21 protein-coding genes and 1 tRNA gene are annotated in these 22,524 nt (G+C 45.1%); 12 read left to right on the top strand and 10 right to left on the bottom strand.

The features are described from left to right. Nucleotides 1–2: 2 nt before the first annotated feature. Nucleotides 3–1,538 (top strand): Ppx/GppA phosphatase family protein, encoded by a 1,536-nt coding sequence (locus CHL1_RS11250; RefSeq protein ID WP_250932945.1) that lies wholly within the window; start codon nucleotides 3–5, stop codon nucleotides 1,536–1,538. 41 nt (nucleotides 1,539–1,579) lie between these two features. Here the strand turns inward: CHL1_RS11250 and CHL1_RS11245 are convergent, their stop codons facing one another. The 8 genes from CHL1_RS11245 to rlmH form a co-directional block, all read right to left on the bottom strand. After that, nucleotides 1,580–2,293, bottom strand: a complete 714-nt coding sequence (locus CHL1_RS11245) for an ABC transporter ATP-binding protein (RefSeq protein WP_070371121.1) — start codon at nucleotides 2,291–2,293, stop codon at nucleotides 1,580–1,582. Continuing rightward, the gene (locus tag CHL1_RS11240; RefSeq protein WP_070371122.1) at nucleotides 2,280–3,083 is read right to left on the bottom strand and encodes an ABC transporter ATP-binding protein; all 804 of its coding nucleotides are present in this window, start codon (nucleotides 3,081–3,083) and stop codon (nucleotides 2,280–2,282) included. Before CHL1_RS11240 ends, CHL1_RS11245 begins: the two co-directional genes overlap by 14 nt. After that, nucleotides 3,083–4,186, bottom strand: a complete 1,104-nt coding sequence (locus CHL1_RS11235; RefSeq protein ID WP_250932943.1) for a branched-chain amino acid ABC transporter permease — start codon at nucleotides 4,184–4,186, stop codon at nucleotides 3,083–3,085. The genes CHL1_RS11240 and CHL1_RS11235 overlap by 1 nt, the downstream gene beginning before the upstream one ends. Nucleotides 4,187–4,200: 14 nt before the next feature. Continuing rightward, the gene (locus CHL1_RS11230; RefSeq protein WP_070371226.1) at nucleotides 4,201–5,094 is read right to left on the bottom strand and encodes a branched-chain amino acid ABC transporter permease; all 894 of its coding nucleotides are present in this window, start codon (nucleotides 5,092–5,094) and stop codon (nucleotides 4,201–4,203) included. Between the two features lie 197 nt (nucleotides 5,095–5,291). Then, nucleotides 5,292–6,461 (bottom strand): ABC transporter substrate-binding protein, encoded by a 1,170-nt coding sequence (locus tag CHL1_RS11225; RefSeq protein WP_250932941.1) that lies wholly within the window; start codon nucleotides 6,459–6,461, stop codon nucleotides 5,292–5,294. Between the two features lie 208 nt (nucleotides 6,462–6,669). Beyond that, nucleotides 6,670–8,208 carry a 4-alpha-glucanotransferase gene (malQ, locus tag CHL1_RS11220; protein WP_250932939.1) on the bottom strand — a complete coding sequence of 513 codons (1,539 nt, stop codon included), beginning with the start codon at nucleotides 8,206–8,208 and terminating at the stop codon, nucleotides 6,670–6,672. A 1-nt stretch (nucleotide 8,209) separates the two neighbouring features. Beyond that, the gene (hslO, locus tag CHL1_RS11215) at nucleotides 8,210–9,094 is read right to left on the bottom strand and encodes an Hsp33 family molecular chaperone HslO (RefSeq protein WP_148636391.1); all 885 of its coding nucleotides are present in this window, start codon (nucleotides 9,092–9,094) and stop codon (nucleotides 8,210–8,212) included. Nucleotides 9,095–9,125: 31 nt separating this feature from the next. Next, nucleotides 9,126–9,605 carry a 23S rRNA (pseudouridine(1915)-N(3))-methyltransferase RlmH gene (gene rlmH / locus CHL1_RS11210; RefSeq protein WP_070371127.1) on the bottom strand — a complete coding sequence of 160 codons (480 nt, stop codon included), beginning with the start codon at nucleotides 9,603–9,605 and terminating at the stop codon, nucleotides 9,126–9,128. Nucleotides 9,606–9,797: 192 nt separating this feature from the next. Here rlmH and CHL1_RS11205 point away from each other — a divergent pair. Continuing rightward, nucleotides 9,798–9,874, top strand: a tRNA-Pro gene (locus CHL1_RS11205). A gap of 64 nt (nucleotides 9,875–9,938) precedes the next feature. Here the strand turns inward: CHL1_RS11205 and CHL1_RS11200 are convergent. Further along, nucleotides 9,939–11,501, bottom strand: coding sequence for a sensor domain-containing protein (locus CHL1_RS11200; protein ID WP_250932937.1), 1,563 nt, complete (start codon nucleotides 11,499–11,501; stop codon nucleotides 9,939–9,941). A gap of 639 nt (nucleotides 11,502–12,140) precedes the next feature. Between CHL1_RS11200 and CHL1_RS11195 the strand changes: the two genes are divergently transcribed. Further along, a complete protein-coding gene (locus CHL1_RS11195) occupies nucleotides 12,141–12,413 on the top strand; it encodes a hypothetical protein (RefSeq protein WP_250932936.1) in 273 nt (90 codons plus the stop codon). A gap of 197 nt (nucleotides 12,414–12,610) precedes the next feature. Here the strand turns inward: CHL1_RS11195 and CHL1_RS11190 are convergent, their stop codons facing one another. Beyond that, on the bottom strand, nucleotides 12,611–13,057 hold the full coding sequence (locus CHL1_RS11190) for a hypothetical protein (protein WP_250932934.1): 447 nt from the start codon (nucleotides 13,055–13,057) through the stop codon (nucleotides 12,611–12,613). Between CHL1_RS11190 and CHL1_RS11185 the strand changes: the two genes are divergently transcribed. From CHL1_RS11185 to CHL1_RS11150, 9 genes are all read left to right on the top strand, one after another. Further along, on the top strand, nucleotides 13,025–13,282 hold the full coding sequence (locus CHL1_RS11185; RefSeq protein ID WP_250932932.1) for a hypothetical protein: 258 nt from the start codon (nucleotides 13,025–13,027) through the stop codon (nucleotides 13,280–13,282). The genes CHL1_RS11190 and CHL1_RS11185 overlap by 33 nt on opposite strands. Nucleotides 13,283–13,299: 17 nt before the next feature. Beyond that, entirely contained in the window at nucleotides 13,300–13,743 is a 444-nt protein-coding gene (locus CHL1_RS11180) for a hypothetical protein (RefSeq protein ID WP_250932930.1), read from the top strand. A gap of 720 nt (nucleotides 13,744–14,463) precedes the next feature. Next, the gene (locus CHL1_RS11175; RefSeq protein WP_250932928.1) at nucleotides 14,464–14,841 is read left to right on the top strand and encodes a PH domain-containing protein; all 378 of its coding nucleotides are present in this window, start codon (nucleotides 14,464–14,466) and stop codon (nucleotides 14,839–14,841) included. Nucleotides 14,842–15,097: 256 nt separating this feature from the next. Next, entirely contained in the window at nucleotides 15,098–17,710 is a 2,613-nt protein-coding gene (locus tag CHL1_RS11170) for a DUF4268 domain-containing protein (RefSeq protein WP_250932926.1), read from the top strand. Beyond that, on the top strand, nucleotides 17,619–17,948 hold the full coding sequence (rhuM, locus tag CHL1_RS18425; protein ID WP_338078221.1) for a RhuM family protein: 330 nt from the start codon (nucleotides 17,619–17,621) through the stop codon (nucleotides 17,946–17,948). Before CHL1_RS11170 ends, rhuM begins: the two co-directional genes overlap by 92 nt. A 12-nt stretch (nucleotides 17,949–17,960) precedes the next feature. Beyond that, nucleotides 17,961–18,788 carry a 4Fe-4S binding protein gene (locus CHL1_RS11165; protein ID WP_250932924.1) on the top strand — a complete coding sequence of 276 codons (828 nt, stop codon included), beginning with the start codon at nucleotides 17,961–17,963 and terminating at the stop codon, nucleotides 18,786–18,788. Nucleotides 18,789–19,031: 243 nt separating this feature from the next. Continuing rightward, nucleotides 19,032–19,601, top strand: coding sequence for a Crp/Fnr family transcriptional regulator (locus CHL1_RS11160; protein WP_250932922.1), 570 nt, complete (start codon nucleotides 19,032–19,034; stop codon nucleotides 19,599–19,601). Between the two features lie 191 nt (nucleotides 19,602–19,792). Continuing rightward, entirely contained in the window at nucleotides 19,793–20,590 is a 798-nt protein-coding gene (locus tag CHL1_RS11155; RefSeq protein ID WP_250932920.1) for an SDR family oxidoreductase, read from the top strand. A 221-nt stretch (nucleotides 20,591–20,811) separates the two neighbouring features. Next, nucleotides 20,812–22,488, top strand: a complete 1,677-nt coding sequence (locus CHL1_RS11150; protein ID WP_250932918.1) for a MutS-related protein — start codon at nucleotides 20,812–20,814, stop codon at nucleotides 22,486–22,488. Nucleotides 22,489–22,524 lie beyond the last annotated feature (36 nt).

Here is a 22,524-nt window from a genome sequence, read left to right as displayed (position 1 = left end):
CAATGGATAGGCGAAATATTGGAGTCATCGACATTGGCTCAAACAGTGTCCATCTGGTGATTGGTGAATACTACAACAATGAATATTTTCAGATTATTGACGATGTCAAGGTGAATGTCCGGTTAAATGATAAGCTGGCTGAAACCGGAAAACTGCAGCAGGATCGGATGGATTTCGGAATCGAAACCCTGACCATGTTTGTTAGTATGTGTGATGCCTACGGCATCGAAAAGGTAATTACGGTAGCAACGGCAGCGGTTCGTAAAGCATCAAATGGAGCTGACTATGTGGCGCGAATTAAAACCGAAGTCGGTTTGGATGTGGCCATTATTCCCGGAGAAGTCGAGGCTTCAATGGATTACCTGGGCGCGATTAACACCCTTGATGTTAAAGACGCCTTGCTGATGGACATCGGCGGTGGGAGTACCGAGTTTGTGCTGATCAAAGACCGCAAGAAGGTAGAGGCGGTGAGTTTGCCCTTTGGTTCCATCGATTTGGCCGAAAAATTTGATTTGACCGACGAGGTATCAGAGAAAAAACTGAAAGCTCTCGATGAGTTTTTAAAAGAAGCATTTAGTACGATTGCAATCCTTAAAAAGGCTGAGGGGTTGCCGGTTATTGGCGTGGGTGGGACAATTCGAAATGTTGGCCGGATCCACCGGAGTTTCATCGATTATCCTTTGGAAATTGCCCATAATTATCGGATGAAATCCAATGATGTCAAGCGGATCTGCGAAATGGCCGCCAGTATGAATTTAGCGGAACGTTCAAATCTTAAAGGATTGTCCAAGGGTCGGATCGATATTTTCGTGGGTTCGAGCCATACCCTGGAACGGGTTATGAAACATATTGATTCGCCAGAACTCATTATCAGTAATGCCGGGTTACGGGATGGTATCATCTACGATTATTTTGGCTATAATGAAGACAATCTGGTTTATGATATTTTTGAACTGTCTCTGGTCAATATCATGTTAAACTTTAATGTGAATATCCCTCACGCCTATCATGTGCTGAAGCTGACCGAAAACCTGTTTGAGCAGCTCAAACCACTCCATGGCATCAAAGAAGACGTCCGCAAGATGATCCGGGCCTCGGCCATGCTTCATGATGTTGGCATCAAGCTTCAATTTGGAAATCATCACGAGCATAGTTTTTATATTATTTTAAACTCCGGTTTGTTGGGGATCGAACAGAAAGAGCTTTTAATGAGTGCCTTTATTGCGCTTAATCATCGTACCAATAAAAAAATCCATATTTCGGAAGAATACATGGGGCTGCTCCAGAATGAAGAGCGGCACCTCATCGATCAATTGAGCTTGTTTCTGCAAATATCAGAATATCTGGATCGCAGTATGGATGGTGTCGTCAAGGATGTGAATTGCGTGATTCTGGAAAAAGAAGTCCAGCTGAATGTCCTCACAACCGGTCATTCAGTATTTGATAATATGATCATCAACGAATGTGGCAAAAAATTCAAACGGGTGTTTAACAAAACGCTGACGATTAATAACAAAGTCATTATTTCGCGACGATAAAAAAACTCCAATTATTCAAAACTGAATAATTGGAGTTTTTCTTATTTGTTTCGTTGGCTTTTGCCCAGATAGGCTTCTTTAATGCTTTCATCAGCCAGTAGTTCCCGGCCAGTTCCAGCTTTGGTAATCTTGCCTGTTTCCAGTACGTAGGCATAATCAGCGACCCGAAGGGCCATATTGGCATTTTGTTCAATTAAAAGAATGGTCATTCCTTCTTTATTAAGGGTCTCGATGATATCAAAAATACCCTGAACAACCAAGGGGGCCAGACCCAAGGATGGTTCATCCATCATCAATAGTTTTGGCCGGCTCATCATGGCCCGACCAACTGCAAGCATTTGCTGCTCGCCACCGGATAAGGTGCCTGCGGCCTGCCAGGAACGTTCTTCCAGCCGGGGGAAGAGACTGTAAATATGCTTGATGTCGGCGTCCAGATTATCCTTGCGCATATAAGCGCCAATCTTGAGATTTTCCAGCACTGTCAGATCGGGAAATACATGCCGTCCTTCCGGAACCAGAGTAATACCCTTGTCAACGACTTTGGTGGTATCAAGGCCCAGCAGTTCTTCACCGTTATAGGTGATGCTGCCAGCTTTTGATTTAACCAAATTGACAATGGCTCGCAGCGTGGTGCTTTTTCCCGCCCCATTGGCTCCGATCAGAGTCACGATTTTGCCTTCTGGCACTTCCAGATCAATGCCCTTAACCGCTTCAATACCGCCATAAGCGACCTGTAAATTACTAATCTTCAACATCGGCGTCTACCCCCAAATATGCTTCAATAACCTTAGGATTATTCTGAACCTCATCTGGGGTTCCTTTGGCGATGGTACAGCCAAAATCCAATACATAGATATGATCAGAAATTTCCATGACCAGATCCATATGATGTTCAATCATAAAAATGGTCAGATCAAAATCCGTTTTCAGTTTAAAAATCAGATCCGTCAGTTCATCAGTTTCCTGAGGATTCATTCCGGCTGCTGGCTCATCAAGCAGCAGTAACTGTGGCTTGGTTGCCAAGGCCCGGGCAATTTCCAGATGCCGCTGTTGTCCATAGGGGAGCGATGAAGCTTTTTCATTTCTTAAATCAATAAGTCCCAATCGTTCCAGCAAAAATTCACAGTCGGCTTTAGCCTGAGCTTCGCCCTTCCGGGCTTTGGGGGTTCTCAAAATCGCAGATAAAAAACTATAATCAGTATTTAAGTGGGTAGCAACCTGAACATTTTCAAGAACAGACAATTCCTTGAATAAGCGGATGTTCTGAAAGGTTCGGGCGACACCCAGAGCTGTGATTTTATCCGGCTTTTTACCGGTAATATCAATTTCAGTGGCGGTGCCGCTTTTATCGGTTGGGGTAAAAAGAACCTTGCCGCTGGTGGGCGTATAAACCCCGGTGATGACATTAAAGGCAGTGGTTTTACCGGCCCCATTGGGTCCGATTAGGGCAGCCAGTTCACCCTTTTTAATATTGATATTTAAGTCGTTGACGGCGACAACACCGCCAAACTGCATGATGACATTTTCTGTTCTAAGCAGACTCATTACTTGCCACCTCCTTCAGTCGAGGTCTTTTTTCGGCTCAGTTTTTTCTTGATGGACTGGAATTTCTGCGCTATGAAATCCCAGGTGAGTTCATTGGTACCCATTAAGCCTTTGCGATAGAAAAGTACGATAATCATCAGCAGGAATGAAAATACAACCATTCGCAGACCGGGTCGAAAGATCGGCAGATCCAGGCCGAAGGCCATGGGCTCATCCAGAAAACGCAGGGCTTCCTGTCCCAGTGTAACCAGGAAACTGGCAATGATGGTTCCGGAGATGCTGCCCATTCCACCAAGGACAATGATCAGCAAAAAGTTATACGTCAGGGTGAAATAAAACTGTTTGGGATCAACAGTACCCAATAGGGCGGCGAATAATCCACCACCGATGCCAGTAAAAAATGCTCCAATCAGGAAGGAAGTCATCTTTGTTTTAAAGAGCCCAACCCCCATCGCTTCGGCAGCAATTTCGTCCTCCCGGATGGACTTGAAGGCCCGGCCATAGGACGAGTAAACAAGTAAAATGGTTGCGATAATGATCAGCAGAGCGGTTCCATAGGTCCACCAGAGACTGCTGATGGTGGGAATACTCTTAATACCCAGGGCGCCATTTGTGATCGATTGGGTATTGGTAAAGACAATCCGAATAATTTCCGAAAACCCGAGAGTTGCGATGGCCAGATAATCACCCCGAAGCCGTAGACAGGGGGAGCCAATAAAGAAGGCCACCACCACTGAAGCCAGACCACCCAGAATCAATGCCACCACAAAGGGCAACTGGATATTAGCTAAGAAAGGCGCCATCGGTTCCAGATAAAAAATGGCCGCACGAGATTCAACAGGCACTGTAAAGATGGCGACAGTATAGGCGCCGATCGCCATAAAACCGGCCTGTCCCAATGAAAACTGACCGGTAAAACCATTAACCAGATTCATTGCCAAACTGACGATGACATAAATTGCGCATAAATTCAGTAAACGACGCATATAGGAATCAACAAAAATATCGGCTAAACCTATTCCAATCAGGAGAACAACTAAGAAAACCGCTGTTTTCCAGTGAAGTTTTAAGTAGGCACCGAGGCTGTTTTGAGTTTCGTTCATTTTTGGTACCTCCCCTAAACCTTTTCCACTTGTTTCTTACCAAGGAGACCATTGGGAAGAAAGAGCAGAATAATAATTAAGATGACAAATGCGATGGCGTCCCGGTAACCGGTAAGTGCTGGAAAGAAGGCGACCATCAGTACTTCCGAAAACCCGAGGATCAGGCCCCCAAGAACGGCGCCTTTAACATTACCAATTCCACCGATTACGGCGGCAATAAAACATTTTAATCCGGGAACAACGCCCATGAGGGGTAACACCGATGGGTATTTCATACACCATAAAATAGCACCGACGGCAGCTAGCGCAGAACCGATGGCAAAGGTTGAAGAAATGACCCCATTGATCTTAATACCCATGAGTTTGGCGGTATCATAATCGACTGCGACAGCCCGCATGGCCATACCAAGTTTGGTTTTATTAATCATAAAAAGTAGTGCTGACATCAAGATAAACGCAACAATTGGAATAACAATAGAAACCGGTTGAATCGACAAACCGCCTATAAAGAAAGGTGTTGTCAAAAGCGGGAATTCTGGAAACGCTTGTGGCTTTCCTGAAAATAAGTAAGTGGCAACATTTTCAAGCAAAAATGATACCCCAATCGCTGAAATTAATAGTGATGTTTTAGGTGCATCACGGAGCGGACGATAGGCTACCCGTTCTATCGTGACACCGAGTAAAATGGTTAACCCAATTGTAATAATAAACGTGACATACCAGGGAAGAAAGAATACGGCAATCCCAAAATATGTGAAATAGGCAGCCATCATAAAGATATCGCCATGGGCAAAGTTGATCAGTCTTAAGATACCATAAACCATCGTGTAACCGATGGCGATCAACGCGTACAAACTCCCAAGAGATAAACCATTTATTAGTTGCTGCAAGAATGTTTCCATTGTCATTCCAACGACCATAATTATAACCTCGTTATATCATTTAATTTAAATTGAGGGTATCTGATCATACAAATACCCTCAAAGTTAGTTGTTGTGAAGGCAGCACAAACAAAACAGACAGTGTACGTTTTGTTTTGCGCACCCTTGCGCATAAAAGAAGTCACATAAAATATGACTTCTTTATGGTAATTTGTGACTTTTTGTTAGTCAATTGTAACGGAATCCATGTAGGTGAATTTACCATCTTTAACGGTTTTAATGATCGCTTCATTTTTAGTAGCGTCACCATTGGCATCAATGGTAATCATCCCAGTAGCGCCTTCAAAGTCTTTAGTGGCCGCCAGTGCGTCACGGATGGCAACAGGATCAGCAGATCCTGCTCGCTCAATCGCATCCAGGGTCATCATGTAGCCGTCATAACCAAGGGCTGTTACAGCTGCAATGTTTTCACGGTCAGGATAAGCTTTTTTGTATTCGGCAACAAATGTTTTACCGGCTTCTGTCAGTGGATTGGTATCGTCAAAGAATGTTGACATGACTGCGCCTTCTACATCAGCACCACCAACGGTGATGAATTCGTTTGTTTCCCAGGTATCACCACCAATAAATGGAGCAGTGATGCCAAGGGCACGGGCCTGTTTGATAATCAATGCGGATTCGGTGAAATTACCAGGAGCAAAAATGGCATCGGGATTGGCAGCTTTAATATTGGTTAAGATTCTGTTGAAATCCTGATCGCCAGTATTGTAATTACCAGTAGCTACGATGGCATTTGGATCGCCAGTTAGTTTAACAAAAGAATCGGTAAAGAATTTAGCTAAGCCAACTGAGTAGTCATTGGAAACTTCCTGGATGATGGCAACTTTTTTTGCATTCAGTTTTTTAGAAGCATAGTTGGCCATGACCGTTCCCTGGAAAGGATCAAGGAAGCAAACACGGAAGTAGTAATCATTTCCGGCGGTAACCTGTGGATTGGTTGCTGAAAGCGCAACGGCAGGAATTTGGTTTGTTTTGACAACGTCACCAGCAGCAATGGAGAGTGAAGATCCCCAGGAACCTAAGATGGCAACAACCTTGTCTTTTTCAATTAAACGGGCAGCAGCAGTTGTTGCTTCAGCCTTGTCTGATTTGTTATCAGCAATGACCAATTCAACCTTTTTGCCTAATACTTCTGGACGCAATTTGTTGGCCAATTCGACCCCTTCAACTTCCAGCTCGCCACCAGCGGCATTTGCACCGGTTAAGGGTTCGAATACGCCAATTTTAATGACGTCGCTATCCCCAGAAGAAGTTGTTGTTGTTCCGCTAGAACAACCAGCGGCCATGGTTACGACCAAAGCCAGAGACAATAATACTGATAAAGGTTTTTTCAAGGTAAAGTCCTCCTTTTTCTTTTTTTCCTAATTTTTACCTGTGGCTATTATACCAAAGTTTACACTTTTATTGCAAGTTTATATTAAGAAATGTTTGAATGATACGGACACTTGTTTTAATGACACTGATTTACGCAATCTGCAGTATTGCATTAGCGCGCTAAAGTAAAGGTTTGCAGAATAAATCAGGAAATCAGATCGTCCGTAGTCAGATGACAGACAGAGCTTTTCGATGATAGAGATGATTGATACGATTGTACCAATCAACATCGATTTGTAAAAGACCGTCCCGGGTCATTCGAAAAACCCAGTTATTCGCTGTGGTTCCGGGTTCATTCATGCGTGTGTCGCAGCCATATCCGCAAATATCTTGAATGGGCAGGATGACTAAATTGGCAGCACTCTGAAAAAGGGTGCGGATAAAAGCCCGACAGGAAGGACTCTGGTGGCCGCCGATCTGCCATTGGTTTTCCCAGGCCTCAGTGTAGCCGCAGTAGTCAAAAGCATAACGACGATGTTCCGGGGTGTAGTCAAAAAAAGTCCCCAGTAGTGTATTATTGTCATGGGTCCCTGAGTAGGCTACGGTATTGGCGCTGTAGTTATGGGGCAGATGAATATTATCCAAATCATCAATGAAGGCAAATTCCATGATCCGCATTCCGGGAAAACCGGTGTCTTTTAACAATTTGACCAGGTCTTCATCCTGAAGCCCCAGATCTTCAGCAATGATACTCGGTTTGGGAAAGGTCTTTTCCAATTGCCTGAAGAAATCCATCGCCGGGCCGGGAATCCAACGACCATTTTTGGCAGTTGCTTCACTTGCCGGGACTGACCAATATGCAGAAAAGCCCCGAAAATGATCGATTCGAACCATGTCAAAATCCGCCAGTGCTTTTTTTATCCGTCGCATCCACCAGGAATAGTGGTCTTTTTTCATCACATCCCAACGATATAATGGATTACCCCATAGTTGACCGTTTTTGGCAAAATAGTCTGGAGGAACCCCGGAAATTTCAATGGGAGAGCCTTTTTCGTCCAACAGGAAAAGCTCCGGATGGCACCACACATCGGCACTGGTATGCGCAACATATATGGGCATATCGCCGATAATTTTTATCGCTTTTGTATTAGCATAATCTTTAAGAGCCGACCATTGTTTAGCATAGGTGTATTGGAGAAAATTCTGAAAATTAATCTCTTCACAAAAGTCAGATCGGGCGATGGAAAGTGTGGCTGGCGTTCGCTTTACCAGATTCGGATTGTCCCATTTAGTCCAGTCTTCTTCAGAATAATATTGGGCTAAAACTGTATATAAGGAAAAATCTGGAAGCCACTCGCTGTTGGCTTCGACATAGTTTTGAATGTCTGTTTTTTGCTTTGGTGTGAGTCGAGAAAAAGCCAGCTTGAAAATAGAATGACGATTGCAGGTCAGATCGGGATAATTAATGGAGTAAGCAGGAGCAGTAGATTTACCGGTTGCCAGTTCATCCGCAGTTAATAAACCCCATTGGTATAACCGTTCAAGGTCAATCAAAAGGGGATTACCAGCAAAAGCGGATGTACTTTTATATGGCGAAAAACAGCTGTCCACAGGACCTACTGGCAGAATTTGCCAGTAGCCAAAGCCCATGGATTGAAGCAGGTCAACAAAAGTGCGGGCATCACTGCCTAACGTTCCGATGCCGTAATCCCCCGGTAAGGCGGGAACTGGCATCAAGACACCACTGGAGCGCGATTTTATAGCCATATCAACCCTCTTTTTCTATGATGCGATCCAGGATGGACTGTAGGTCTTCGGGGGTAAAGAGATATTTTTCCTTACAAAAGTCACAGTTGATTTCGATATCTTCCTGATCTGCGATCATGTCGATTAGATCTTTTTTTCCAATCGATATCAGTGCTTTGGTAATACGCTGGCGGGAGCAATCACAAATAAACCGGGTGATTTCTGTTTTGGAAATCTTTAAGTTCAGGTGTTTAAACAGACCTTCCATAATTTCTTCCAGCGTTTTTCCTTCGTCAAGCTGTTTGGTCAAAGATGGGGTATCAGCCAGGGCTGCTTCCAGGGCATCAATCACGTCATCATCGGTATCCGGCATTAATTGAATAATAAATCCCCCAGCCTGTCGGACTGTGCCATCATCATTTAATAAAACGCCTAGGGAAACCGAGGTGGGAATTTGTTCAGATTGCGCATAATAATAAGTTAAATCTTCGGCCAGTTCACCGCTGACAAGTGGTGAATAACCAACATAAGGCTCTTTTAAACCGATATCTTTTAAAATGTTCAAGGCACCATCGCCAATGGCTTCTGAAACCGGCATGGGGGATTCCATGGTGTCAGAAAGATCACTGACATAGGGATAACCTTTGACATTGCCGCTGGCATCGGCGGTTACCAATAAGCCGCTGAGTGGGCCATCACTGGCGATTTTTAAAGTGATCAGTTCATCCGCATTTTTCATCATTGACCCCATCAGTGAACCGGCAGTCAATAATCGGCCCAATGCCTGGGTAACGACTGGGCTGGTGTGATGAAGCTTACGGGCGGTTTCGGCGAGTCCCTGTGTCGTTGCCGCAAAGACCCGAATCTGTCCGTTTCCGGCGGTGGCTTTTAGTACATAGTCCGGCATGTTTTACCTCTCAGTGTTTAAATTGAATTAGCTATTTATGATATGTTTCGCCACGGATTATCTTAAAGGAACGATAGATTTGCTCCAACAGCATCACTCGAAATAACTGGTGGGGAAATGTCATTTTAGAAAAGGAGCATTTCCATTGTGAACGACTGGTAATCTCAGGGGAAAGCCCGATGGAACCGCCAATGACAAAGGTGATTTGGCTTTTTCCCTGAATGCCATAGTTTTCGATTTTCCTGGCAAAAGTTGGTGAGTCCAGTTGATCGCCCTGTATTTCCAGGGTGGCCAGAATTTCATCATCTTTCAAATGAGAAAGAACTCGGCGTCCTTCACTGTCCACGGCTTTTTGGCGCTGAGCTTCGCTGGCGTTTTCGGGAATTTTCTCATCTTTAACTTCGATTAATTCCAGGCGACAATAGGCGCTTAGTCGTTTGGTGTATTCCTGAATAGCCTGGGTTAAATATTTTTCTTTTATTTTTCCAACAGCAATAACGCGAATATTCATTCAGATTAGAAACTGTAAACAACAAGAAGACTTAAAACAATAACGGCGACTAAAACCAATGCGCCAACACGATAGAGTGGGTTTCTTTTGTGCATGGTAGGGTTCCTCCTTAACATCGAAAAAATTTAAATTTATGATTGTGTTTTTATCTATTATAGTTTACAATATATGAGTCGGAAATGCAACATATTACGGGGTGTGGCTCAGCTTGGTAGAGCGCATGGTTCGGGACCATGAGGCCGGAGGTTCAAATCCTCTCACTCCGACCATTAAAAAATAGTTAAGACAGCTAGTGATAGCTGTCTTTTTTTGCGGGCATTGTTTTTAAATTGTCTACGGGTTGTACTGGTGCCGGTCACTATTTGAGGCTTCCTGATCCGCCTTATAAATCTGATAATTATTTTTACCCTGTTTTTTGGCCTGATACATGGCCTTGTCGGCATGGCTTAACAGGGCTTCATGATTGGTGCCGTGCTGGGGATAAAAGGCAATCCCGATGCTGGGGGTCACCAGCAATGCTTTTTTTGTTAAGGGCTGACGCAGCGACTTGAGAATTTTTTCAGCCACTAATTCCACATCCGTCACGTCTTCAAATTCCGGAACAATCAGGGTGAACTCATCGCCACCCATTCTGGCGACGGTATCGCCTTTACGCATGATTTTCTTGAGCTGTCCGGCAACGGCCTGTAAGACGTCATCGCCAGTATCATGACCATAGGTGTCATTAATCTCCTTGAAGCCGTCGAGATCCAGATACATCACCGCCATCCGGCTCTGATAACGGGCGGCATTGGCCACGGCAATCATCAGCCGGTCATAAAAAAGGCTGCGATTGGACAGCCCGGTCAGACTGTCATGATAGGCCAGGTATTTTGCCTTTTCCGATTCCTCCCGGCGTTTGGTGATATCTTCTTTCAAAACAACAAAATGATAAATCTGGCCATTTTCATCCAGCACCGGGGAGACGGAAATGTTTTCCCAGTAACCCTCGCCATTCTTGCGCTCGTTAAAAGCTTCTCGGTGCCAGACATTACCTGCCCGGACTGCGCTTAGGAGTTCTTGATAGTATTCCGCTGCAGCAGGGTCTTTTTCATATAAAATACTGGCATTGTTGCCGAGGATGTCATCCGGGGTATAACCGGTCAGCTCGATATATTTGGGATTAATGTATTCAATCTGCCCCTTGTCATCACTGATGAGTACCGCCACCGGACTGTGCTCAATGACATGATAATAGGTCTTAAGCTGATCCTGGGCTTTTTTATTAGCCGTGAAATCCTCGATGATTCCTTGAACGCCGATGATGGCACCCGAAAAACTGTGAAGCGGGGCACAATGCATCCGCAGATACACCTTTTTGCCCCATTTGGTGGTATAGAAGGTTTCACTGGTGACCGTTTCGCCGGTTTCCAGACTGCTTTTCAGACTGCCGGCGATGCCGCAGGCAATCAGGGGCTCAAAGGTAAATACGTTCACCTGTTTGGTTGCCTGCGCCGAAGGCGATCCCAGCAGTTTCACTGCGGCCGGATTGACGGTGGTGATGTTGCCGTCGAGATCACAGGTGATAATGCCTGCTGGTGAGTTTTCCACCAGAACCCGATAGCGGGCTTCACGTTCATCAATTTCACGGGTTAAGGCGGTTTTATCGATTTCACAGCTGTCAAGCTGGTCGCTGTCGCCTGGGTTGGTGCTTTTTTGCTGCCGGTGCAGATAAATAGCGAGGGCTGGCATAAACAGCACCATAAAACTAAGGCCATAAAAAATGCCGGGGTCGGCAACGTCAGCCAACAGGTTGTGCATTAATAAATAGACCAGAGCATTGATGGCCAGGGCAATCACGGTGATCCGGATGACGTTGGTGGATAGCTTTGGGTTGGGGGGTGTTTCATTTTTCATCGGGCACCTCCTTTTTATTTAAGTCCGCTTGAAATCTGCTTGATCGCCTACTGATAGGGTATAGTATACCCTGAAAAACCATCTTTATCAGAAAAAAGTTATGACGAGGGTGATTAATGGCAATCAGGTCTGGCATATTAAACCGGAAACGGTGGAATACAAATGCTTGAGTCAGCTGATGAAACCGAGAAAATGCGAGCTGTGCAAACGACGATCTTTTGATGCTCAATTTTTATAGGTCGGGCATCGTTCAGATTAAATGCCTCAGGGACGGCCGGGAACTGTAGTATGATCTGGCGGTAGCTGGTCATTAGCATCGTCTGAATTAATTCTAGCACCGGGATGCTAAGAAATCGAATAAAAATGAACAACAGTTAACAACTGAATAAAGAAGTAATGATAATAAAACATTCTGAGTTAAGAAAAACTAGCCGCGTCAGTGTGTTTGAAGTAATAAAAAACAGCGATGTCAGGTCGCTGTTTTTTTGTTGGCCCGTTTTTATTCATTCGTTATCCAAGTGGGGGCCGGATCGTCTTTTTGTTTTATAATCTTTCATTACCGGCAATTAAATGATACAATAATTCCAAGCATTACATCTAAATAAAGATGACTCAATCAAACAACTGATGGGATGTTTTATGAAATCAAATTATGCATTTTTAAACGATCGTTTTCCAGAACTGGCCATCCTGGGTAGCCTGGCCGAAGATTACCTCCACACCGACAGTAATACCTGCCTGATCAAACTGGGACTGTTCGGCGAAACCATGGTCAATCTGATGTTGGATTTTGACAATGTCACGCCCCCGGAGCTCGAAAACACCCATGCCAATCGCCTCAAAGTCCTGAAACGGGAAGGGCTGATTTCACCGGAAATTGACGATATTTTCTATACCCTGCGTAAAGCTTGAAACCGGGCGGTCCATGAGGACTACGGCAGCAGTGACGAGGCGGCGATCTTATTGGAAATGGCCTGGCAGCTGGGGGTCTGGTTTATGCAGGTCTACGGCGACTGGGGCTATCAGCCCGTTGTTTTTGCGTTGCCAGAACCCCGGATAATTGTCAAGGAATGACTCTATACCGGAAATAGCCAAGCCAGTCGGAGGGCTTATGAAAAACAGGAAGCGGCTGAAACAGCGACTCTTAAAAAGGCGCTGGCCGAAAAAGAAGCCCTGATCGCCCAACTACAAAGCATTGTTGAAAAACACTTTTCTGTTACCCCGGCCACCCTTCCGCAACGGGCCAAACAGGCCAAACCGCAGCCGATCATCTTAAGCTGAGCTAAGCCCAGACCCGTTACCTGATCGACAGCCAGCTCCGCAAAGTCGGCTGGGAGGCGGACACCGTCAGTCTCACCTATGCCAGTGGCGCCCGCCCCGAAAAGGGCAAAGCCCGGGCCATTGCCGAGTGGCCCACCGACTCCACCGTCAGCAAAAGCGGCTATGCCGACTACGCCCTGTTTGTCGGTACCAAACTGGTCGGTATGATTGAAGCTAAACGCTCCGCCATCGACATCCCCTCGGTGATCGACTACCAGTGCAAGTCCTACGCCCAAACCGTCCGGGAAGCCGACGCCCCCTACATCATCGGCAACTGGAACGGCTACAAGGCGCCCTTACTCTTTGCCACCAACGGCCGCAAATACTTAAAACAACTCGAAACCAAATCCGGCATCTGGTTCCGGGACGTCCGCAGTGATGCCAACATCCCCAAGGCGCTGCAGGTCTGGATGAGGCCCACAGGCAGTTTAGTTGATTTGCTGATAGATTATTATTTTTAGCTTTCGAAAGGATAAAAATGAATATATTTTTGAATAGACTAGATAACTTAAATATTGGCGAAAGGAGCTTTGAATTTATACCTGTTGATATTAAAAAAGATATCAATATTGAGGGAGCTATAATTGGAACAAATGTAGAATTTATTATTAATAATATGAATGTAATGGATTTGATAAAAAAGACAAACTTAAAAAATCAAATTGGTGTGAATATGTATAATGCATTATTAAGAAAACCAATGATGGTTTGTTTTATGCCAACTATTGAAGAAGAATTTATATGGTCAAAAAATGAATGTGATGAAAAATATGGCATCAAAGCAATACATTTAAATAATTTTGCACAAACATTTTCTATAGGAAGTTGGTTTATAAAAGATTCTTGTATTTCGACTACGAAAATTTATTGGCTTAATCTGTTTAGTGCTATAATTCACAGTCTGATAGGGAAATGGCAGTAACTTTAAGTAATGGTTCTATAGCAGAGACATTTTTAACAGCTGATGAAGTAAAAGAGGCAATTGAAAGAATGAATGAAGTATATAGCTGTCTGCTACCGGATGAATCAAAAATGGGACATATCAATTGTACGAGTAGTAGGGGTACAACAGTATGAGAAATTGACAAAGCAATTAGTAAGGAAGGAAATAGTTATTCAAGGGCCCTAATACTGTTACAAGAGGCAAGAAGGACAGGCGTGATAACAAGTAAGATTGATAAATATTGCTCAATTTTAGAATGCCTGTATGCGATAAATAAACAGCACAAAACAAATATATAATATATTACAGCAGTTTATATTGGTAAGAATAATGAGGAAAGAGAAAAAATTATTAATTATATGAAAGAAGCATACGGGGTACGTTCGGATTGTTCCCACGGCGACAATTTAAAATAATTAAAGAAAATAATTATGAAAGTTTAAAAAACTTATCAAGTATTGTAGATGATTATGTGCGAAGAGTTTTTAGGAAAATTATCTCTGAAAAAAAATTGAATTATGACCTTACACCTGAAAAAAAAGCAAATACTCGAAAATATTTTCAAACATTAAAACAAAGTATTTATCCCGATTGAAAACTTTGGAAAGCCCCCGTGTCAGGCATCACTTAAATTTGCTATAAACGCATAGTAAATGATTATAAAGCATAAAAATTGAATCAAACAAAAGAGGAGAAAAAATGGCAGAAACAAGTCTAATTTTATCATGGACCTTCATTTCGGAGTGTCCGATTCCCCAAGATGTCCAGGAATTGCTGGTTGAAGGTGAACAAGCTGTCGCTGCATATAAGACAATCAGAGATAGTGCGGTTTTTACCAACAAACGTTTAATTGTCAGAGATGCGCAGGGTTTGAGCGGTAAAAAGGTAGAAGTATACTCCCTGCCATACTCAGCGATTAATATGTGGTCGACCGAAAATGCTGGTAAGCTACTTGATTTAAATGCCGAAGTTGAACTATGGACACGTGCCGGTCACATTAAGGTCAATTTGCGAAAAGGCGTCGACATCAGAAAATTCGATCGCTTAATCGCCGATGCCGTTTTAAATGATCGATAAGAACCCATAGGACAGATGCTTATGGCACCACTTAATTTGAAATGCTAAAGGCTTTGCTGAATATTCAAGACAGAATCCGGGTGTGGGCAGAATCCAGATCATTCACAAGAGCAAGGTTGCAGCCGGAAAAGATCAGTTAAAGCGACTGGATATGCATAGGACAGCAATACGTGACAAAGTGTCTCGTGCCTTAAATACGGATGAAGCGGATCATATCTTTGATATGGATGGAGTTATTGAGTAAGGAGGTTTAGCAATGGCAAACGAACTGCAGCCGCTGTCGCTGCTTTTCCAAAATAGACTATTCAGAATACCGGATTATCAGCGCGGCTATGCTTGGTTGCAGCAGCAGTTGGTAGATTTCTGGGATGATCTTGTTAACCTGCAGCCTGACAGATTTCACTATACCGGACTGTTATCGCTGAAGCCACTAAAGGGCAAGGAAACACATGGCTGGGGAGATGATCTATGGCTTGTAGACAACGGATTTAAGCCGTGTCATATTGTGGACGGACAGCAGAGAATAACTACCTTTGTTATTCTACTGAATGAGATCGTTATCTTCGTCAGAGGGCTGGAAGAAAATGCTGACAAGGCGGATAAGGATATCACACTTGGTTATGAAACCGTTGAGGATATTGTCGCCAAGTACATATGCAAAAAGCGCCCGCCGAATGGTGTTGTAACGACTTATCTGTTCGGATACGAAGTGGACAATCCAAGCGCAGAATATATGCGCTACAAGGTTTTCAAGGAGCTGTTTTCCGGCACGGTTAGTGAAACCTACTATACAAAGAATCTGAAGTTTGCAAAGAACTTCTTTGCAGAAAACATCAGAAAACTTTATGAAGAGGCCGAAGAAAACGGACTTGAAGCCGTAAACACAGTATACAAGAAGCTGACGCAGCGCCTGATGTTCAATCTTCATGAAATCGATGACGATTATGATGTATTTGTTGCTTTCGAGACAATGAATAACAGAGGCAAGAAGCTCACGAACTTGGAGCTCTTGAAAAATAGGCTTATTTATCTGTCCACGCTCTATGACGATGAGCTCTTTGATGAGAAGGACAAGTCGGCTCTTCGAAAAAAGATCAATGACGCATGGAAGGAAGTGTACTTCCAACTCGGCAGAAATAAAAATGTTCCACTGTCAGACGATGATTTCCTGCGAGCACACTGGATTCTGTATTTCCGGTATTCTCGTGAACGTGGTGATGACTATATTAAATTCCTGCTTAGCAAATTCTCGCCCAAGGGTATTTTTGAAAAGACGCCGGTACTGGTTGAGACAGAACCGGATGCCGTTATTTCAGATGAAGTAGCTGATCAGGAAAACGAAGAGCCCGATAACACAGAACCGGAAGAACCTGAAACTATCGAGATTTCCAGACTTCAGCCAAAGGAGATTGAAGACTATGTAAATAGCCTCAAGGATATGGCGAAGTACTGGTACGATACGTATTTTCCGTTTGAAAGTTTGAATCTCACCGCTGAAGAGCAGAAGCGTGTTGACCGGCTGAATCGTATAGGTATCGGACATTTCAGACCGCTGGTTACAACAATAATTAGTAGACGAGATATTTCTACAGAAAGCAGAATTGCCATTTTTGAGGCGATAGAGCGTTTTATCTTCATAGTCTTCCGTCTGGGTAATTTCAATGCATCATACGGAAGCAGCGATTACTATAGAGCCGCCCGCCACATCAATGTGAAGGAAAAAGGCGTTGATGAGCTTTATCACGAAATTTATGACAGAACTACAAATGATACAGAGTTTGCGATTCAAAACTTTGTGACCAGAATTGAGAAATACATGTCTAGCGGCAATGGATATTATGATTGGAACAGCCTAAGATACTTGTTTTATGAGTATGAGTCCAGTCTTGCAGAAAAGTACAATATTGATCGATTCTGCTCCTGGTCTATGTTTACAAAATCAGAAAAGGACAAGGTTTCGATTGAGCACATTCTGCCGCAGACACCTACGAAGTATTACTGGCGTAATCAGTTCAGGCAATATAGTCCAGCTGAGATAAAGATTCTGTCTGGAGCCCTTGGTAATTTACTTCCGCTGTCACAGTGCGTAAATTCTGCGCTTCAAAATGATAGCTTTGATGACAAGAAACACTCTAAGACAAATGGTCGCCGGGGGTATGAGAACGGATCGCATTCGGAGATCGAAGTATCGAAACTCAGCGAATGGTCTGCTGATGAAATACTGAAGAGAAACGGTGAACTGCTTAAGTTCTTACAAACACGATGGAAGTTGCAGATGACAGGTGAACAAATCGAAAAACTAACAGGTCTGTCCTTCGTAACTGATGGAAGAGAAATACCTCCGGTTCTGGAGGAGCCAAGTGCTTCGGAACCGGATAATGAGGATAGCGGAGAGGGAGATGCTGATTCACAGAAATTACAGTTCTGGAGTGCTTTTACGAAGTACGCAGAAGAGCATGGAAGAAGTGCTGATATCGCCAAACAGAAGCCTTCTGAAAGGATTTATTATGATGTTCACATCGGAGCGAGCGGATACCATCTTTTCTTTTCGATACCATATGGGAAGCGGATCAAGATGGGAATCTATATCTATAATGTAGACACCTACAACCGACTGAAGGAAAGCAAGGATCAGATTGAGTCTGAATTTGGTGAGGCACTTAACTGGGAATATTCAAAGCCGACCGGTACCACCAGATCAATTGTCGTAGAGGATAAAGCGGATATATTCAATGTTTCAGAACAACAGAAGGTGTTCGATTGGATCATAGATCATTTTGACCGCATTACTTTGGCACTCTCGACTGCTGGGGAAAGAATTAATCCTTCAAACAACAAGGATTCTTTTGAAACTCGGTTCGAACTCTGAAAACGATATTGGGTATATACGCTGGACAAGATCAACGAAGCTCATTGCGGTTGCTTACAAAGTGAATTCTGAAAAGACCGTTCATTTTCGGAAATGGTCCACTGAAATTGTCAAGGAATTTTCCATCAAAGCCTATGTGATAGATGACGAGCAGTTAAAAAATAAGGGCACGATTCTATTGATTTTGAAAGGAGCTAACAATGTTTTCACGAACTTGGCATGGCATGATGCCGCTTAAAAGGAGGCAGCAGTGCAGTTCAAATTAATCTATATTTCACCAAATGGCACCACTGAAAAAACCACTCAGGTGCTTAAAAATATCATTGAAAAAGACGGACATGCGGTTGAACACATCAATTTAGGCCGCGGCGAGTACCGGCAAGATTTCGGACCGATTCTGGAAACCATCAATGCGGCCGATATCGTCGGATTTGGCGCCCCGGCCTATCATATGGATATGCTCGAATCGATGAAAATGTTTTTACAGGCGCTGCAGTCGGCCGGGCGGGCCTATCAGTTCAGGGCATTTTTGTATTTGAACTATGGCGGGATCACCTCGGGGAAGGCTTTTTCCAATACGGCGCAAGTATTGGAAGCCCTGAATATTCCCGTGATCGGCGCCATGAAAGTGACGGCGCCGCATTTTCATCACCCCGATCCGTTTCCGACAAAAACCACCGAAGCCTTAATCGGTGATTTTTATGAAGCGATAAAGGCCAAGGATTTTGCACCGATTGCCAATGATCGCCAGAAAGAGCTTTTTGCGGTCCAGAAAAAAAGGGTCGACTTGCTCTATCCGCTGGTTCACATCATCGGCAAAAAACGGGAACTGCCCATCACCATTAAAACCGATCGCTGCAAAAGCTGCGGAAAATGTGTCAAAGAATGCCCGGTGGGCGCCATCCGGCTGGACGATGTCGCAACGATTGAAGGCGCTAAATGCATTCATTGTTATCACTGCTCAGTGGCCTGTAAATTGGGTGCGGTGGCAGTGCCCGTTGAAAAACTCGATACGATGATTCAATTGAACAAGCGCATCATCGGGATGGAAAGCCCGCTAAACGCAATCTATTATTGATGATAAGCGCAAAGGCTACCGGTCGGGTCAGGCTTGCAGGGTGTGCCGCCAGCGGCAATCAGCAGAGAAGAACAACCGGATCTAGCAGTAAAATATCGGGTGTACCTAAACATCTTTCTGATAGTGTATACCCTGGTGTCAGACATGCTTAACTTCAAATCGAAAATAAATAATAGCTTTGAAAGGAAGAACAAATGAAAGTATTATTGATCAACAGAAGTCCCCACGAAAAAGGTGGAAAAAATGGTAAATGCAATCAATCTGCCTGACTATCTGAACCAGCAAGGGTTTGACCCTGACCTGATTCAGGCCCTGACTCCGCTGTTTCGCGTGCGGGACTATCAGAAAGGTGAAATTCTGCTTCCGCAGGGCGAAAACACAAAAGTTGTCTGTCTGATTCTGCAGGGGGTCGTGCGGGGTTTTTACCTGGATGCAGCGGGTGCAGACATCACCAAATGCTTTTCCCAGACAGGTGACTGGTGCTGCATTTACAATCTGCTGGACGATGGGCCATCCGAATATGGGATTGAAGCACTTGCAGACTGTCAGGTGGCACAGATTAGCGTCCCGGTGCTGCGTCAGGCGTTTGATGACGCGCCGGTACTGCGGGATTTGTATGAAAAATTATTCCGCCAGGCTTTTATTATCAGTGATGAAAAGGGGCTGGCTTTCCAGCGGCTGCCGGCCAAAGAACGCTATCTTGAATTTGTCGCCAACTATCCCGATTTGGCCAGACAGATCCGGCAGGAATACATCGCCTCCTACATCGGCGTCACCCCGAGTTCTTTAAGCCGCATCAAACGGGAGCTGTAAGTCGGCAGCCCGGTTCGTGGCCAATTCTGTACCGATCAGTTGTCGGTACTGGGGAGCACTTTTCTAAATACCGAGTTGTCATTTGGCAATGACAGTTCTGTTTGTTTTTGCTAAGCTAGTCTAAAACAAATTGGACGATGGCAAAACTCACCAACGTTTTGCCATCGCCGATAGAACAGGGAGTGAAAACAATGGTAGGAAAAGTCGTTTTAATTACCGGGTGTTCGTCCGGGGTCGGGCGGGAACTGTGCCGGACCTTGACCGAAAAAGGCGATCGGGTGGTCGCGACCGCCCGATCGCTTGAGCGTCTGGAGGGGGTCTCGGCGGCGCTGAAAGTTGCGCTGGATGTCACTGATCAGGATTCCATCAAGCAGGCGATAGCCGCCGTTATGAATGCGTACGGCCGGATTGATGTGCTTGTCAACAACGCCGGCTATTCGGTCCGGTCCGCCGTCGAAGAGATTGACCTAGAGGAACTGGCGCATCTGTTTGATGTTAATGTTTACGGCATCGTGCGGATGATTCAGGCCGTGGCGCCCATCATGCGACAGCAAGGGGCTGGCAAGATCATCAACATCGGTTCGGTGTCCGGCCGGCTGACGGGGCTGGTCAATGGCGGTTACTGCGCCTCGAAGCACGCCGTGGAAGCCATCAGTGATGCTGCGCGACTGGAGCTGCAGGGCTTTGGGATTCAGGTGGCGGTACTTGAACCCGGCGCTATGGACACCGACTTTTTCCGGACGCTGTCGCAAAATTCGGATGAACGTATGCAAAACAGCCAGTCCCCGTACCATCCTTTTTACCAGCGCGATCTGGCTTTTCGCAAAAAACAGAAACGTGCCGATCTTAGCAAAGCTACGGGGGAGATCGACGCGATTCTGGCCAGGAAAAGGCTCAAAGGCCGCTATCCGGTGGCATTGCCGTTTGTTTTTTCGTTGCTGCTGGCGCTGCCGGAACGGCTTCGGGAATGGCTGATGCTGCGGGTTTAGGGCATGGTTTTGGTAATTTAGGGTAGCCAGGCACACTTATCTTATAAAACAACTGACAATGAGCATCGGGGAAGGAATCCATCGGGTCAGCAGCGCTGCTTAATCTCGTGATGAAGAATCAAATTTGACATTGCCCCCCTGAAAGCGTATAGTTAACGCATGTTTTTCAGGTGGCTATGCAGGCAAGTTGCGATTCACAGACCTGAAGATAAAGGAGTATAATGGGAATACTATTTTTTATCATCATTGGCGTCATCGCCATTCTTGTTTTCGGGTTGGTCTCCAGTCGCCGAGCCCGCCAGCTCTTTCGCCAGCGTTTAGCAAACGAATTCGGCAAGGCCCCCACCAGTTTTAATCCCGATATCTGGGGCAGCGTGTCGGATTATTGGGATCGCAAACGCAAATACGAACAGATTGATGGGGCCATTGATGAACTGACCTGGAGCGATTTGGATATGGACGACGTCTTTAAACGGCTGGATACCTGTTTGACCTCGGTGGGCGACGAGTACCTCTATGCCACCCTGCACCAACCCCAGTGGAGTGAAAAACCGCTCAAAGACCGGGAGCAATACATCAGGTACTTTGCCACCCATCCCCGGGATCGGCTGGAAGTCCAGATGATTCTGTCCCGCCTCGGCAAAGCCAGCTATAACGACGTCACCGCCCTGATTTTTGAAAGTCAGCTAAAAGCCCTGAAAAATCCCCGGGTCTATACCATTCTGGCAATTATTCCGCTTTTTTGTCTGGGGCTTTGTCTGTTTAATCTGTCGGTGGGTCTGGTGTGCCTGGTGGGGTCACTGCTGGTTAATGGCGTGGTCTATTATTATTTCAAGAAAGAAATCGCCAAAAACTTATTGACCATTCATTATTTTTCGGCCATCCTCCGCTGCGCCAACCGACTGCTGGATTTTGAAAAAACCGCCGAACTAAGCGAAATAATGGCCGCCATCCGCCAGGACGCCAGCCCGTTTAAAGCGCTGGCCGGCAAACTTTCCGGCGTGATGATGGGGGGCACCTCTGATCTTGATCTGCTGCTGGACTATCTGAAGATTATCACCCTTTATGACTTCCGCACCTATAATAAAGCCATTGCCCTGGTATCAAAAAACAGTGGGGCGTTTCATCGCCTTTATCAGCACATCGGCGAACTGGATCTGGCCATTGCCCTGGCGTCATTCCGGGAAAGTCTGCCCGGCACGGTTACCCCGGTGTTTACCAAAGACTTTAGCGTGGCCGCCACCGGCTTATACCATCCCTTGTTGGATGACCCCATCGCCAATGATATTGAGCTGACTCAAAACAGCCTGATTACCGGGTCCAACGCTTCGGGAAAATCGACCTTTGTCAAGGCCCTGGCGATTAACAGCATTTTTGCCCAGACAATTTATACCTGCACCGCCAGCAGTTTTGCCATGGCCCATTGTTTACCGGTGACCTCCATGGCGGTGAAGGACGACATTTTAGCCGGGGACAGTTATTTTATGGCGGAAATAAAATCCCTCAAACGCACCCTGGATCAGGTCGATCGCTATCCCTGTCTCTGCTTTGTTGACGAGATTTTAAAAGGCACCAACACCATCGAGCGGATCGCCGCTTCATCGGCCATTCTTGATTATTTGGATCAAAAGAACTGCCTGTGCCTGATTGCCACCCATGATATCGAACTCACTAACATTCTGGCCGCCCGTTACGCCAATTATCACTTTCAGGAAACCATTACCGATGACAGCATCAGCTTTGATTATCAGTTGCATCCCGGCCCGGCCCGGACCAAAAATGCCATTGCCCTGCTGAACTATTTGGATTTTGACCAACAGATTATCACAAATGCCCACACCCTGGTGGACCACTTTACCGATACCGAAAAATGGCCGCTGCTTGGTCAGCCCCAGTAACCGGTTTTATAAAATGAACAGCTGAAAGGATCAGAA

Origin of the sequence: Acetobacterium wieringae (genome assembly GCF_023700225.1) — a bacterium.
Lineage (GTDB): Bacteria > Bacillota > Clostridia > Eubacteriales > Eubacteriaceae > Acetobacterium > Acetobacterium wieringae.
This window is presented reverse-complemented; position numbering and strand designations above follow the sequence as displayed.